The organism is Haloprofundus marisrubri, from assembly GCF_001469955.1.
GTDB classification, from domain to species: Archaea; Halobacteriota; Halobacteria; order Halobacteriales; family Haloferacaceae; genus Haloprofundus; species Haloprofundus marisrubri.
The window spans coordinates 1-13,613 of record NZ_LOPU01000041.1 but is presented as its reverse complement, the minus strand read 5'-3'; the positions used below and the strand labels follow the sequence as shown (position 1 = coordinate 13,613).

The 13,613-nt window shown below is 65.4% G+C and carries 14 protein-coding genes; 2 read left to right on the top strand and 12 right to left on the bottom strand.

From position 1 onward, the window contains the following. Positions 1-31 precede the first annotated feature (31 nt). Positions 32-1,546, bottom strand: a complete 1,515-nt coding sequence (locus tag AUR64_RS19445; RefSeq protein WP_205628440.1) for a zinc ribbon domain-containing protein — start codon at positions 1,544-1,546, stop codon at positions 32-34. Then, a complete protein-coding gene (locus AUR64_RS19440; RefSeq protein ID WP_058583630.1) occupies positions 1,543-2,718 on the bottom strand; it encodes a thiolase domain-containing protein in 1,176 nt (391 codons plus the stop codon). The genes AUR64_RS19445 and AUR64_RS19440 overlap by 4 nt, the downstream gene beginning before the upstream one ends. 116 nt (positions 2,719-2,834) lie before the next feature. On the opposite strand from AUR64_RS19440, the gene AUR64_RS19435 reads away from it, so the two are divergent. Together AUR64_RS19435 and AUR64_RS19430 are read left to right on the top strand one after the other, a co-directional pair. Next, entirely contained in the window at positions 2,835-3,602 is a 768-nt protein-coding gene (locus AUR64_RS19435) for an enoyl-CoA hydratase/isomerase family protein (RefSeq protein ID WP_058583629.1), read from the top strand. 124 nt (positions 3,603-3,726) lie between these two features. After that, positions 3,727-4,959, top strand: a complete 1,233-nt coding sequence (locus AUR64_RS19430) for a cytochrome P450 (protein WP_058583662.1) — start codon at positions 3,727-3,729, stop codon at positions 4,957-4,959. 40 nt (positions 4,960-4,999) lie between these two features. Here the strand turns inward: AUR64_RS19430 and AUR64_RS19425 are convergent, their stop codons facing one another. The 10 genes from AUR64_RS19425 to AUR64_RS19380 form a co-directional block, all read right to left on the bottom strand. Beyond that, the gene (locus tag AUR64_RS19425) at positions 5,000-5,317 is read right to left on the bottom strand and encodes a hypothetical protein (RefSeq protein ID WP_205628439.1); all 318 of its coding nucleotides are present in this window, start codon (positions 5,315-5,317) and stop codon (positions 5,000-5,002) included. Beyond that, positions 5,314-6,450 carry a hypothetical protein gene (locus AUR64_RS19420; RefSeq protein WP_205628438.1) on the bottom strand — a complete coding sequence of 379 codons (1,137 nt, stop codon included), beginning with the start codon at positions 6,448-6,450 and terminating at the stop codon, positions 5,314-5,316. Before AUR64_RS19420 ends, AUR64_RS19425 begins: the two co-directional genes overlap by 4 nt. A gap of 96 nt (positions 6,451-6,546) precedes the next feature. Next, the gene (locus AUR64_RS19415; RefSeq protein WP_058583628.1) at positions 6,547-6,876 is read right to left on the bottom strand and encodes a hypothetical protein; all 330 of its coding nucleotides are present in this window, start codon (positions 6,874-6,876) and stop codon (positions 6,547-6,549) included. Between the two features lie 70 nt (positions 6,877-6,946). Then, positions 6,947-7,321 carry a helix-turn-helix transcriptional regulator gene (locus tag AUR64_RS19410; RefSeq protein WP_058583627.1) on the bottom strand — a complete coding sequence of 125 codons (375 nt, stop codon included), beginning with the start codon at positions 7,319-7,321 and terminating at the stop codon, positions 6,947-6,949. A 111-nt stretch (positions 7,322-7,432) separates the two neighbouring features. After that, positions 7,433-9,001 carry a cbb3-type cytochrome c oxidase subunit I gene (locus AUR64_RS19405; RefSeq protein WP_394326105.1) on the bottom strand — a complete coding sequence of 523 codons (1,569 nt, stop codon included), beginning with the start codon at positions 8,999-9,001 and terminating at the stop codon, positions 7,433-7,435. After that, complete coding sequence (locus AUR64_RS19400) at positions 8,980-10,314, bottom strand: hypothetical protein (RefSeq protein WP_058583626.1); 1,335 nt, start codon at positions 10,312-10,314, stop codon at positions 8,980-8,982. Before AUR64_RS19400 ends, AUR64_RS19405 begins: the two co-directional genes overlap by 22 nt. Continuing rightward, positions 10,311-11,759 (bottom strand): permease, encoded by a 1,449-nt coding sequence (locus AUR64_RS19395; protein WP_071391335.1) that lies wholly within the window; start codon positions 11,757-11,759, stop codon positions 10,311-10,313. Before AUR64_RS19395 ends, AUR64_RS19400 begins: the two co-directional genes overlap by 4 nt. 111 nt (positions 11,760-11,870) lie before the next feature. Beyond that, positions 11,871-12,074 (bottom strand): heavy-metal-associated domain-containing protein, encoded by a 204-nt coding sequence (locus AUR64_RS19390; RefSeq protein ID WP_058583625.1) that lies wholly within the window; start codon positions 12,072-12,074, stop codon positions 11,871-11,873. 71 nt (positions 12,075-12,145) lie between these two features. Continuing rightward, entirely contained in the window at positions 12,146-13,093 is a 948-nt protein-coding gene (locus AUR64_RS19385; protein ID WP_058583659.1) for a hypothetical protein, read from the bottom strand. A gap of 83 nt (positions 13,094-13,176) precedes the next feature. Then, on the bottom strand, positions 13,177-13,613 hold a 437-nt coding region (locus tag AUR64_RS19380; protein ID WP_162265550.1), incomplete at its 5' end, for a DUF2182 domain-containing protein.

Here is a 13,613-nt window from a genome sequence, read left to right as displayed (position 1 = left end):
AATCTCCGCTCGCTCGTCGGGTCGAGACGGCTCAGGGTGTCGGGACGAACTTCGTTCCGTACCGCGGGAGTCCCTCCTGTTCGTACAGTTTTCGGACGACTGCGCGCACCCCGTCGCCGACGTCGACGGTCTCGGTGTCGGTGTCGGTCAATTGTGCTGGGAGCGTCACCGACTCTCCTTCGTGTTCCAGTTCGACGAGGGCGACGCCGTAGGCACCGTCGCGTCGCTGTTGTTCGACAAACTCCGGCGGTGCGCCGCCGTGGCCGATAGAGGTGACCGCGCGGACGACACCGGTCCGAGGGAGTTCGACATGCTCGAATTCGACGCGGCGGTGGCAACTTCCGCACGCGCCCTCCGGCGGGAACGTGAGCGCCTCGCATTCGGGACACCGTCCGGCCGCGAGTCGGTAGCGTTGGTCGAGCGAGCGCTGCCACGTGGGGAGACTAACGTGGGCGCCGCCGCCGGCGACGTCGACGGTGCCGACGTAGCCGCGCTGACGGAGATACTCGGGGTAGGTAATCGAGCGTCCGCCGTCGAGTGCAGCGTCGAACCCGCTTTCGACACTACCCTCGAACAGCATCGCCGTCGCGCCGCCGCCGCTGCCGAAACAGACAGCGAGCGTCCGAGCGTCGTCGCCGCGCCCGTCGCTGCCGTTGGTTCCACCGTCACCGACGTGTGCTGCGGCGTCGAGAGCGGCAGCCAGCCCGAGCGGAACGCCCGCCGCGCCCGCATCACCGATTCGGTCGACGACCGTTCCGCGAGCAAGGGCTTCCTTGGGTATCTGAAGGTCACTTGTCGCGCGCGAGGGCATCCGCGCGTCGGGTTGGTACACCGCCGCGCCGTCGACTGTCGAAGCGTCGAACTCGTCGACGGACCCATCGGAACTGTCGGTGTCAGAACCGTCGATAACCGAACCGAGACGTTCGACGGCGTTCGTCACGCTCTCTCGAATCGCGGTTCGCTCGTACGACGTGCTGTCGAGTCCGCGCAGTTCGTCGTCCCCGCGCTCTCGATAGCTGATACCCGCGAGTTCGTCGACGTGGCTCGCCGAGCCGAGGAGTTCGACCGACCCGGATTCGGCGAGGAGAAACGCCGCGGCTCCTGCGCCGAACGGGTGGTCCTCGCTCGCCGGGTCGCCACGCGGTGCGTCGGCGGCGACGGCGAGCGCGGGTCCGTCAGCGTCGACTCCCGAATCGAGCGCTTGCAGGCCCGCGAGTGTGCTCTGCGTGAACGTCCGCGTCGAGACCGAAGACGGGAGTCCGAGCGCACGGACGAGTCGCGGCGCTATCGCTTCTGTGTCCAGTGGCGGCGTCGTCGTTGCGAGGCAGACGGTCGAAACGTCCGCCTTCGGGACTGACCCGCGAGCGAGCGCCGACTCGGCCGCATCGATAGCGAGCGTCAGCGTGTCTTCGTCGGCTGCCGGGACTCGCTTCTCGTCGATGCCGGCACCGGAGAACTGCCCCCACGCCTCGGCGAGTTCATCGGTCGAGATACAAAGGTGCGGGAGCGAAACGCCGACGGCCTCGATTCGGTTCATCTGGCTCATCTGTCACCTCCGTCGGTCCGCTCGAAGAGGTGGACCGTCGCGCCGCCGCCGCTGCCGCCGACGTTGTGCGCGAGGCCGTATCTGGGGTCATCGACCTGCGTATGTGCGTCGCCGCGAAGTTGCTCGAAAATCTCCGTGATTTGGCCCGTACCCGTCGCCCCGATGGGGTGACCTTTCGATTTGAGGCCGCCCGACGTGTTGACCGGAAGGTCGCCGTCGGGGTCGGTGACACCCTCGCGGAGCAGCCTCCCGCTCTCGCCGGGGTCACAGAAGCCGAGGTCCTCGTAGGCGACGAGTTCGGCGATGGCGAAGCAGTCGTGGACCTCCGCGACGTCGACGTCGCCCGCGTCGATGCTGGCTTCGTCGTAGGCGGCGTCTGCGGCACGGCGAGTCGCCGGGATGCTCGTGAACGTATCGCGCTGGAAGAGACCGACGTGACCGCTGGACGCTCCCATCCCGGCGACGCGAACGGGGTCGTCGCTGAGGTCGAACGCCACGTCCTCGCTGGCGACGATGACGGCGCTCGCGCCGTCGGTTGTCGGGCAGCAGTGATACAGGTTGAGCGGGTCCGCCACCGTCGGCGCGGCCATCGCTTGGTCGAGCGAACACTCGAAGCCGAGGTGGGCGTTCGGGTTCCGCGCGCCGTTGCCGTGGTTCTTCACGGCCACCCGAGAGAGGTCCTCGGTGGTCGTTCCGTACTCGTTCATATGTGCGCTCGCCATCTGGGCGTAGACGCCGGAAAACGTCGTCCCCGAGAGTCGCTCCCACTCGGTTTCGCCGCTGACGCCGAGCCACCACTTCGTGTGGTCCGAACTCGTGTCGGTCATCACCTCGTAGCCGCCGGCGAGTGCGACGTCGGCCAACCCCGCCCGAACTGCGGCGACGGCGCTACGGAACGCGTAGCCGCTGGCCGCACAGGCGTTTTCGACGCGCGTCGTCGGGATACCGTGCAGTCCGACGTGTTCGGTCACCGCTGGTCCGCTCAAGCCGAGTTGTCGGCCGCCGACGCCGAGCGTGCCGAGAAACGCCTCGTCGATTCGTTCCGGGTCGAACTCGGCGTCGACGCTCGCCGTCGCGCGGTCGAACGCCGTCGCAAACAGCGACCGATAGCTCTCGTCCGGGAACGACCCGAACGGCGACTGGCCGGCCCCGACGACGTACGCCTCTGTCATGCCCCGAAAAGGGACCGAAACCGAGAAAAAACCATAGGACGCGACGAAGAGCGAGTTCTCGGTCGGGTCGTAGAAAGGGGAGCCACGTTTAACACCGCCCGCTGGGAGCGTAGCGCATGGTACGCACCGAAGTCGACGGGCGCGTGTGGACGCTCACGTTCGACCGGCCGGACGCCCGAAACGCGTTCACCGAAGCGACAGCGCGGGAACTGGTCGCGGGGTTAGACGACGCCGCGGACGACGACGCGCGGGCCGTCGTGCTCACCGGCGAGGGGAAAGCGTTCAGCGCCGGCGGCGACCTCGAAGCGATGCGCGACCGCGAGGAGACGCCCGCGGAGGCGTACACTCGGGTGAGCGAGACGCTTAACGCCGTCGTCAAAGCGATTCTCACCGCTCCGTTCCCGGTCGTTGCCAAAGTGAACGGCGACGCCGTCGGCGCCGGGACGAACGTCGCCGCCGCCTGCGATTTCGTCGTCGCCGACGACCGAGCTAGATTCGGTGAAGTGTTCGTCAACGTCGGCCTCATCCCCGACAGCGGCGGAACCGTGCTGCTGCCCAGACTGGTCGGCCTCCGCCGGGCGAAGGAGTTGACGATGACCGGTCGCCTGTTCGACGCCGAAGAAGCGCTGGAGATGGGTCTCATCAACGACGTCGTCTCGGGCGAGGAACTCGACGGGACCGTCTCGGAGCTACTGGAGACGCTCGCGTCGAAACCGACCGAGACGCTGGCGCTGATAAAGCGAGGCCTCCACGAGAACGTCGGGAGACCGTTCCGCGACGGGTTGGACCGGGAAGCGAATCTACAGGTGCAGGCGTACGGGACCGACTCACACGCCGAGGGCGTCGATGCGTTCTTGGAAGGTCGTTCGCCGGAGTTCGAGTAGCGGCGGGTATGTTTTCGCTCGGTCGGAGCGGCGACGCTCACCCGACACTGTTCGAGTGTTACGACGTTCTTCCGACCGAGCAGGTACGTGAAATTTGATTGTCGAAACGCTCGTACACTTCCTGATGAGTTCAGCCAACCCACAAGGGCTGCAGGCGTTCCCCGACGAACTCGCCGACCGTGAGTCGTGGCTCAATCCCTTCGAGTGGTATCGACAGATGCGCGACGATGCGCCCGTCCGCTACGACGCGTCCCGCGGGTCGTGGGACGTGTTCCGCTACGACGACGTCAAGCGGATTCTCGACGACGACGAGACGTTCTCGGTCGACCCCGAGAGAGCGAACGACTTCGTCGAACCCGAAAACGAGGGCGAAGGCCTCATTCTGCAGACGATGCTGTTCGAGGACCCGCCGCGACACGACGAACTGCGCGGCGTCGTCGAAGAGCCGTTTCGACCGCGCGCGATTCGACAGCTCGAACCACGGATACGGGAGTTGACGACCGAAATTTTAGACGACGTTCTCGACGATGCGGACGGAAAGATGGACATCGTCGGCGACCTCGCCTACCCGCTTCCGGTGATGGTCATCGCCGAACTGCTCGGCGTACCGGCGGAGAAACGCGACCAGTTCAAGACGTGGTCGGATACGCTGATCGAATCCGCCGCCGACGACGTCGACACACAGGCGTACATGGAGGAGCAACGGCAGGTCCAGATGGAGATGGCGTGGTACTTCCTCGAACTCATCGAAGAGCGCCGCGAGAACCCGCGCGACGACCTCATCTCGACTATCGTCACCACCGAACTCGGCGACGGTTCACACCTCTCCAGAGAGGAGGCACTCGGCACGTGCATCCTGCTTCTCGTCGCCGGCAACATCACGACGACGAACCTCGTCACGAACGCGGTTCGCTGCTTCGACGAGGCCGACCAGTTCGACGCCGTCCGCGGGGACGACCGAGCGCTCACGACGGCTATCGAGGAAGTGCTTCGCTACCGCTCGCCGGTGCAGGCGATGACCCGCGTTGCGACGCGAGATGTCGACGTGCAGGATGCAACGATAGGGGAAGGCGACCGAATCGTCGTCTGGCTCGGTTCGGGCAACCGCGACGAGCGCAAGTTCGACGACGCAGACCGGTTCGTCCCCGACAGAGCGCCGAACCAACATCTCGGCTTCGGGCACGGAACCCACTACTGTCTCGGCGCACCGCTGGCCCGCCTCGAAGCGAAAGTGGTCTTCTCGGAGCTACTGGACCGAGTGAAGAACGTCCGAGTCGCCGACACCGAACTGTCGCCGCTTCGGAGTTCGTTCATCTACGGCGTGGAGTCGTTGCCGGTGACGTTCGATAAGCGGTAGCTCTCCGCTTGGAGAGCGACTCGCTGTTGTCGGGTCCTCGTTACTGGAACGACTGCTTGTGCTCGCGGTAGAGCACGAGCGTGAACAGCGCGAAGGGCAGCAGTCCGACCACCGCGAGCGCCAATCCGACTTGGAGCAACAGAGGTAACGACGCGCTCGATACGAGATACAGCACCACGACGGCCCCGGTAGCGATGAAGGAGACGACGCTCCCGATAGCCAGTCCGAAGCTCAGTTTGCGAGTTCGCCAGTTCAGATTCTCCGACCGCCGGAGCATCTTGATGAGCACCGCAATTGGCGGAATCGTCAGCGCGACCAACTGCAGGAGGCCGAGCGCGACGTCCTGACTCAGCGTCATCTGTCACCTCCGGCCCGCTCGACGATGGTTCCGCTGTTCCCGACGGCGACGTCGACGTCGCCGAGTGCGACCGACCGGAGTTTCGATTCGACCGGCGACGAGAGCTGCGTCCAGCCGTCGTCGCGTCGGCGTTGGTGAATCACGCCGCCACCGCCGACGGCGACGGCGCGGTCGCCCTCGAAGTCGATAGCGAACAGCGCCGACTTCCCGACGGCGATGGGCGTCCAGTTGGTGCAGGGGCGGTCGTATCGGTAGACGAGTCCGCCGCCACCGCTGACGAGCAGCGTCCGCTCGGAGGCGTAGATGTCGTGAAAGTTTACCTGTGCGTTCCTGATGCCGATATCGGCCCACTCGCCGTCGGTTCGCTCGAAGACGTTGCCGCTCGTGTCGATGGCGTAGGCGGCGTCGCCGCCGAGTGCCAGCGCGGGAATCGTCGAACCGCTGCCGGGTTTGACCACCTCGCCGAACGACGGACAGCCGTCGTCGTCTATCGTCGCCGAGAGCACCTCGCCGGAGCCGTTGGCGATGAGAAGGTGTTCGCCGCCGCCGCCGCTCCCACCTTCGCTTCCGTCGCTTCCGCCGTCGCTTCCGTCTCCACCGCCACCGACGGCGATAGCTTCCCACGTACTCGTCTTGCCGCCGGGCGCGGAGTAGTCGTGTTTCTCGCCGGTCTCGGTGTTGTACATCCCGAGCGCACCGCTCGACCCGGCGAACCAGATTCGTTTCCCGTCGTCGGTCACGTCGACGTCGGTCAGTTTGTTTCGCTTCGTCGCCGGACCTTGCGGGACGACGATGGTCCACGACCCGTCGGTGCGTCGTCTCAGCACCTTCCCGCCGGTGCCGACGGCGAACGGTCCGACGCTCGTCTGGACGACGCCCGTGAGCGTCTTTTCGACCGGACTCTCGGCGATGCTCCACTCGGCGCTCGCCGTGTCGCCAGTGGTCTCCGAGTTCTCCGTCCAGCGTGCCTTGCTGGTCTGGTGGTGTGACGAAGACCCGCCGCCTCCGCCGTCTCCGCCGTCGCTGGCGGTCGTCTGTTTCTGGTTCGTCTGCTGCGTCGACTGCGTCTCGGTTTTCTGGGCTGTACTCGTCAGCTCTCGTGTTTTCGAGAGAAGTGTCTCTATAGGATTCATCGGTGTTCGAAGGTAGGTGTTCGTCGCGCGATACAGGTGAGACGGCCCGCGAGGTTTCGACCGCCCCGGCCCGGTCGGTCCGGGTCGAGGAGACGGTCACATCACGAGTCTGACCCCCGCGAAGAGGACGACGGTGAGCGCCCAACTGATGCCGCCGACCAGCACGGCGACGAGCCAATCCGACTCCGTTACTCGTTTCACTACCGCGACCCAGACGGCAGGTGAGAAAAGCGGACCGACGACCGGAATCCAGCCGAGGAGGAGGGTGACCAACCCGCCGAGCAGTACGCCGAGCACCGCGGTGAGCGCGGCGTCTTCGTAGGTCGGCTGGAGCGAACCGGGTCGGAGTTGCAACCCGACGTGGACGACGGGTGCAACGACGAGAAAGCTCGCTACGAAGCCGACGACGAGGTTGAACAGTATCACGCGTCGCGTCCTCGTTGGTGGGCGACAGTGCTGTCGTGGCTCACGAGCCGTTCGATTCTCTGCGGGCCTATCATATGGCGAACAGTGGGTGCGGTTCGCCGACGGCCTCGACACACGCCTCGGTCCAGGCGGCGTACGCACGCAGACCGTCACAAGAACTCTCGGTGACGGTGTACGCGTTCGTTCGCCCGTCTATCGGTCGTTTCTCCAAGAGGTCCGCCTCCACCAGCGTCCGCAGGTTCTGGTAGACACGCCCGGAAGTTATCTCCTCTTCGTAGATGTCGCCGAGCGTCTGCGCGATGACGACACCGGTCGGTGCGGCGTCGTCGAGCGCCGCGACGACGCAGAGGGTATCTCGCTGAAAGCCGGTCAGCGGCGTGATAGCCGTCGCCGCCTCCGGTGGTACTACACACGATTCGTTCGTCTGTCGGTTGTTCCGTCGCATCGAAGTTCACTGGCGGTCGAAGCCGCCACGGTCGCGTCCGGGCGTCGAACCCGGTTGTGGCCTCTGATTCCAAACGCGACTTCGGGAGTCGGTTTGGCCGTGGATAAAGCGTCACTCAGTTTCGGCTCCCGATGCCCACTCGGGAGTTCGCTGCCCGGTTCGGTCGAGTTCCCACGGGTCGGTCGTCTCGACTGGCTCACCCCGAACCGCCGAGGAGAGGGCGTTCCAGACGAACAGGAGTTGACCGACCCCGAGGACGTACGCGCCGAAAGTGGCGACGTAGTGCAGCAGTGCGAACTCGGGAGGATACGCGGCGACACGCCGAGGAAGGCCGGCCATCCCGACGAGCAAGAACGGAAGAAACGTCACCGGAATCCCGAACGCGGAGAGATAGAAGTGTGCGCGTGCGAGTCCGCGGTCGAACCAGCGCCCGGTCAGGAGTGGAAACCAGTAGTAGCCGCCCGCGAAGAGACCGAAGACGATGGTCCCCACGAGCAGGAAGTGGAAGTGGCCAACCACGTAGTACGTGTCGTGCAATACGAGGTCGACGGGAATCGACGCGAGAAACACGCCCGTCACGCCGCCGAGAACGAAGTTGCCGACGGCGGCGACACAGAACAGCATCGGCACGGTTAGTCGAATCGCGCCGTGCCAGAGCGTTGCAATCCAATTGAACGTCTTGACGGCGCTCGGAACGGCGATAGCGAGTGTCACCGCCATGAACGAGATTCTGAGGCGCGGGTCCATCCCCGTGGCGAACATGTGGTGCGCCCAGACGCCGAAGGCGAGCGCACCGATAGCGAGCGTCGAGTAGACTACCGAACGGAAGCCGAACAGCCGTCGGCCTGCAAAACGCGGGAGAACGTGGCTCACGATTCCCATCGCCGGCAGGACGAGAATGTAAACTTCCGGGTGGCCGAAGAACCAAAAGAGGTGTTGCCAGAGCATCGGCCCGCCGCCCTCGACGGCGAAGAACGTCGTTCCGACGAGTCGGTCCGACAGCAACATCAACATCGCACTGCCGAGCACCGGGAAGGCGAAAATCACCAACCCAGCAGTCGTCAGCATCGTCCACGAGAACATATCCAGTGACGCCCACGACACCGACTCGTCGCGTGCGATTGCGATAGTGACGACGACGTTGACGCTGCTGGCGATAGTGCTGACTCCGCTGAGATGCAGTCCGAGGAGGACGAGGTCGACGCCGTGACCCGCCTGCTGAGTCGACAGCGGCGGGTAGAACGTCCACCCGGTCGTCGGCGGTGCGAGATGTGGGATGCCGAGCAGTTGACCGACGATGCCGGCCCGAGCGAGCAGCAGTGCGGGTGGCAGCAACCAGAACGCGACGGCGTTGACGCGGGGGAACGCCATGTCGTCGGCACCGACCAGCAGCGGGACGACGTAGTTCGCCAGTCCGAACGCGACGGGCGTCGCAAAGAAGAACAGCATCGTCAGCCCGTGCGTCGTGAAGAAGGCGTTGTACGTCGCCGCGTCCCAGACGGCAAGCCCCGGCGACAGGAGTTCTGTGCGAACGGCCATCGCGTCGGTCGCTCCCCACAGACCCGCAATCGCGCCGAAAACGACGTACAACACACCGATGTCGCGGTGGTCGAGCGTCGTCAGCCAGCGGACGACTGGTGTCGACGGTTTCGTTTGCGTCACTCGCCAGCCTCCATCCACGTGGGTGCGCCGCCGAACAGCAACCGGACGTACTCGCGGAGTGCGAGGCCACCGACGGCCGTTGCGAGACTGAACGCTAACACGGGGCTGTACCAGAAGAGCATCCCGCCGACGACGGGTGCGGGAACGACGACGAGGTCACGGGCCGCCCGATACTCGTCGGGTGCAGTCTCGGAACGCGCCCCGACTGCGGCGTCGACGAGGCTCCGACGGGCGTCGGTACCGACCCGTCTGAACCCGAAGCCGAAGAACAGCATCGCCAGCACGGGCAACTTCGCCGGTGCGGTGACGAGCAACACCGGAAACAGCGCGGTCAGCGCCACCGAGAGAACGGCGAGTCGACGTCGGCCGACCGTACGTGTCACCCGGGGGGCGAGGCGGCGACCCACCACCTCGCCGGCGAGTTCGAGACACAGCAGGATGCCGAACACCGCGTTCGGCGGGAGCGTCGAACCGAACGCCGCCACTGACGGCGCGTGAAACGAGACGACGGTGACGACGACGAAGACGACGACGAGTGCGAGCGCGAACCGTCGGAGCAGGTCGCCGACGAGCACCGCCCGTCGACGACCGGTCGCCGTCTGTAGCGGAACGAGTGAGAGCGGAATCGGTGGCGATGCTTGTTCGTTCTGTGCGTTCAGTGCGTCGTGCGTGTCCTGTGTTCCGTCGCTCGAATCGGCTGCGTCGAACCCATCACTAGCCGTGAGCGCCACCGCCGCGACACCGACAACTGCCGCAAGCAGCGAGAGAATCTGCACACTCGGTCGAATCGCCGCCGCGGTCATCACCGCCGTCGTCGCCAGTACCGCGGCGAACGTTCCAGCGGTCCGACCGACGTTCGAGTCGTCGCCTCGCCGTCCCGTCGTCGTGATACCGACAGCATCGCCGAACATGGCCGGGAGCGCGTATCGAAACGCTACGAGACCGAGTCCGACGAAGACGAACGCCCACGCGGGGACTGGAGGCTGCGAGCCGACCAGCGGGACGACCGACCAGAAGCCGAGGCCAGCGGCGACGAGCGCCAACGAGCGAGTGGAGTCGTCGACGACGGACGGTCGCCCTTGGCTCCGAAAGAGGAGCGCGAGTGCGATACCGACCGTGCCGTACAGGCCAACGACGACCGGGCCGGCACCGACAGACCGGAGCAACTCGGGGACGAACCGGCCGACTACGTAGACCAACCCTTCGACGCCCGCAACGGCAGCGGCGAACGCGACTGGCGTACCCGTGCGCGCGTTGCCTCCGTCGAAGAGGCCGCTCGCGGCGTCCCGAAGCGACGTCCGGATGTCGTCGACCGCCGATTTCACACTCATTCGTCGCTCTCCGTTTGTTCTGCAGTAGCATCGGCCGTCCCGGGACTCGGCATTTCTCGACCACGAACCCGACGAAGCGCCCGAACTCGGGCGTGGCGTACCGACTCACGGGCGCGGTCGCCGGCGTCGTGCAACACGTCGCCGAACGCGTCGACGACACCCGCGACGACACCGGTCGCGGTTCCGAGAACGGCGACAGTACCGACGACCCACTCGGCGAGGCGCAGCAGTTTCGCCGCCCCCGCCGCGAGTCGGCGCTCGACGCCGTCACGGCCGAAGGTCACGTACACCTGTGCGAGAAACACCGGCGTCAGCGCGAGGTTCAGGACGGTCGTGTACTCACCCGAGAGCGTCCCGCCGACGGTTCCTTGTGTCGGAATCAAGCCGAGGCCATCGAAGAGCGTGTGGACGACGACACCCGCGACGACCGCCGAGACGAACAGCGACAGCGACAGCGCAGCGGCGAGTCGCCAGCCGTAGTATTTGCGGTAGAGGTTCACGAGCGGCGGGATGAGCAGGTCGCCGTAGATAAACGCGAGAATGCCGCCGAACGGGAGGCCATTCGTCCAGAGCACGAGCGCGAACGGGACGTTGCCCACCGAACACATGAACGTGAGAATCCCGATGACGACGCCGATAACGACGTTGACGGCGACGGCTTCGAGACTCCCATCGGCACCGAACAGCGCCGTCCACCACGTCGTGGGGACGAACGCGCCGACCACGCCGGCGATGAGGAAGCCGATGGCGATGTCGTCCCAGAGCATCTCCCAGTCTTTCGTCGTCGCGCTGGCAGCACTCTTCCAACCAGCGACCGAGAAGACGCGCTCGCGGAGCGACGTCTCGCCCGCCGCGTCAGTCCGGTTCTCGTAGGCGGTGAGACAGCCCTCACAGCAGAACACCGCGTCGGGGAACGCGTCGGCGTACACCGCTTCGTCGCCATCTGCGTCCATTCCACAGGCGGCGCACTCCTCGTCGTCGTTCTCGCGAACGCGTTCGCGCGCGTGGTCGAACCACGACTGGGGGACGACGTACCGGAAGATGGCGACCATCACGACGACAGCGACGAGGCCGCCGACGTACTCGCCGAGCACGAACTGCCAGCCCAGAAGTACCCACATTACGAGGCCGAGTTCGAAGACGAGGTCGGTACTGGCAAACATGAACGCGGCGAGGGCGGCGACGCCCGAAGCCCCTTTCTTGAACAGGGTTCGGGCAGTGCCGACCGCCGAGTACGAACAGCTAGACGACGCTGCTCCGAAAGCGGTTCCGAGAGTGGCCTCGCGCCACCCGTCGTCGCCGAGAAGGTCGGTCATTCGCTCTTCACTGACGAACGCCTCGACGGCACCCGAGAGGGTGAAGCCGAGAACGAGCGCCCACCACGTCTCCCACGTCATTCCGATGACGAGTTCCGCGGCGCTGACGAGTTGGTCTACTACGGACATGAGTTGGTTTTGAGGGATGTGTTCGCACGAGTTCGGTCGAAAACGGAGGGAGGGTTCGGATGGGCCGGCTGCGTCAGCGGGAGTCGAAACGGAGTGGTCTGCGTTCAGTAGTCAGTTGACGACGCCGTAGCCGGCGTCGGTAATCGCTTTCCGGACGTACGCTACCGAGTCGTCCGTACAGCGGACGCGAACGGTTCCGGTGGTCACGTCTGCGGTGACTTCTCGAACGCCGATTACGCTGGAGACGTTCTGAGTAAGGATTCGTTCGCAGCCGTCACAGTGCATACCGGTCACGTCGAGTGTGTATCCTGGCATCGCAGTCTATACGACGGGGTATGTCCCAGTAAATATAGTACATAGAAAATAAAATTCAAGTATTCAATCTCCTAACCGAATAATTCGAGCACGACGCCGTTCGCACCGACGGCGACGTCCGAATACGAGGCAGTACCGAGCGCACAGCCGTGAAGCGTGTTCGAGGTTGGCGATTCCTGAGACTGCCACTGGTTCGATTCCAGCGACAGTACCGTGCCGCCGACGCCGGCGGCGAGGCCGCGTCCCGACCGACGGTCGATGGCGTGGAGCGCCGAGTCGGCCGTCGTTACCAACAACCAGTTGTGGCCGTTGTAGACGTAGATGTCACCTTCTTCGGTGGTCACGTTCACGAGTGTCTTGTCGACGACCGAGAGGTCGGTGAGCGAGACGCCAGCGCCACGGATACCGACGGTCTGCCAGCCGTTTCGGGCCGTTCGGTAGACACCGCCGCCGGTGTCGGCGATGTAACCGGTGCCTCGGTGAACGTCGATGGCAGCGACGCTCTCGCCGCCGCTCGGCTTCGAGACTTGGCCCCAACTGACCGTTCCGCCGCCGTAGGTGCCGGGGAGCAGTTCGCCGGAACCGTTGACGGCGAACACCGATTCGCGTCCCGCACGGCCGTCGACTGCGAGGCCCTCCCACGAACTCGTCTTACCGTTCGGTGCGGAGTAATCAGTGACACGGCCCGAGACGACGTTCAGTCGGCCGATAGCGCCGCTGTCGCCGACGAACCAGACCGCGTTTCCGTCGTCGGTCACGTCGGCGGCGACGAGGCCGTTGGACGCGTCGCCGGGGCCGTTCTCGGTGATTGCCTGCCAGTCGCTACCGCGTCGGCCCAAGACAACGCCACCTTCACCGACGGCAATCGGTCCGTCGAGCGTCATCACCACGTCGTACAGCGCGGCGTCGGTAGGTGCGTTCACCTCGTTCCAGCCGTGGCTGAGTCGCGTTCCGCCGAGACAGCCAGCCGCAGCGACGAGTGCCGTCGCTCCCGTAGCGAGCGCAGCGCGTCGAGTCATCGGTCGTCCTGACGTGCGGGTCGGCTGGTCGAACGGCGTCTGCTTCGGACGGTCGGCCAACGCCCGACTCGGCTGGTCGTTTCTCATACGAACAGTGGAAGCCCCACGAAGAGGACGAGAATCCCCGCAGCACCGGCGGTGACTCCCGTTGCGATGGCGATATCTTCGCCCCACAGCGGGAGTCGTTCGATGGTGACGACGCCGGTGAGGACGACCATCCAGAAGAAGTTCATCGAGCCGATAGCGACCATGAGCGCGAAGATGGGCCACGTACAGCGGACACATTTCGCGCCGTGACGGAGTCCCTGCCGAACGCCGGCGCGAAGCGTCGCTGTCGGAGCCTCGACGGTCGTACAGCAGTCACGCAGCGAGCGGTGTTTGAACGTGGTGAGTTGGTAGAGCCCGACGAACCCGAGCATCGCCCCGTAGACGAGTCGGCTGTTCGCGGTTACGAGAGTGTGAACGTCGACGAGCATGTCGAGGGCCAGCGGGACCACACCGGTGGCCGTCCAGACGAGGC

Excerpts from the sequence above, each read along its gene's own strand:
- AUR64_RS19445 (WP_205628440.1), bottom strand. The coding sequence starts at position 1,546 with ATGAGCCAGATGAACCGAATCGAGGCCGTCGGCGTTTCGCTCCCGCAC.
- AUR64_RS19425 (WP_205628439.1), bottom strand. The coding sequence starts at position 5,317 with ATGACGCTGAGTCAGGACGTCGCGCTCGGCCTCCTGCAGTTGGTCGCG.
- AUR64_RS19420 (WP_205628438.1), bottom strand. The coding sequence starts at position 6,450 with ATGAATCCTATAGAGACACTTCTCTCGAAAACACGAGAGCTGACGAGT.
- AUR64_RS19410 (WP_058583627.1), bottom strand. The coding sequence starts at position 7,321 with ATGCGACGGAACAACCGACAGACGAACGAATCGTGTGTAGTACCACCG.
- AUR64_RS19385 (WP_058583659.1), bottom strand. The coding sequence starts at position 13,093 with ATGACTCGACGCGCTGCGCTCGCTACGGGAGCGACGGCACTCGTCGCT.
- AUR64_RS19435 (WP_058583629.1), top strand. The coding sequence starts at position 2,835 with ATGGTACGCACCGAAGTCGACGGGCGCGTGTGGACGCTCACGTTCGAC.
- AUR64_RS19440 (WP_058583630.1), bottom strand. The coding sequence starts at position 2,718 with ATGACAGAGGCGTACGTCGTCGGGGCCGGCCAGTCGCCGTTCGGGTCG.
- AUR64_RS19430 (WP_058583662.1), top strand. The coding sequence starts at position 3,727 with ATGAGTTCAGCCAACCCACAAGGGCTGCAGGCGTTCCCCGACGAACTC.
- AUR64_RS19390 (WP_058583625.1), bottom strand. The coding sequence starts at position 12,074 with ATGCCAGGATACACACTCGACGTGACCGGTATGCACTGTGACGGCTGC.
- AUR64_RS19395 (WP_071391335.1), bottom strand. The coding sequence starts at position 11,759 with ATGTCCGTAGTAGACCAACTCGTCAGCGCCGCGGAACTCGTCATCGGA.
- AUR64_RS19400 (WP_058583626.1), bottom strand. The coding sequence starts at position 10,314 with ATGAGTGTGAAATCGGCGGTCGACGACATCCGGACGTCGCTTCGGGAC.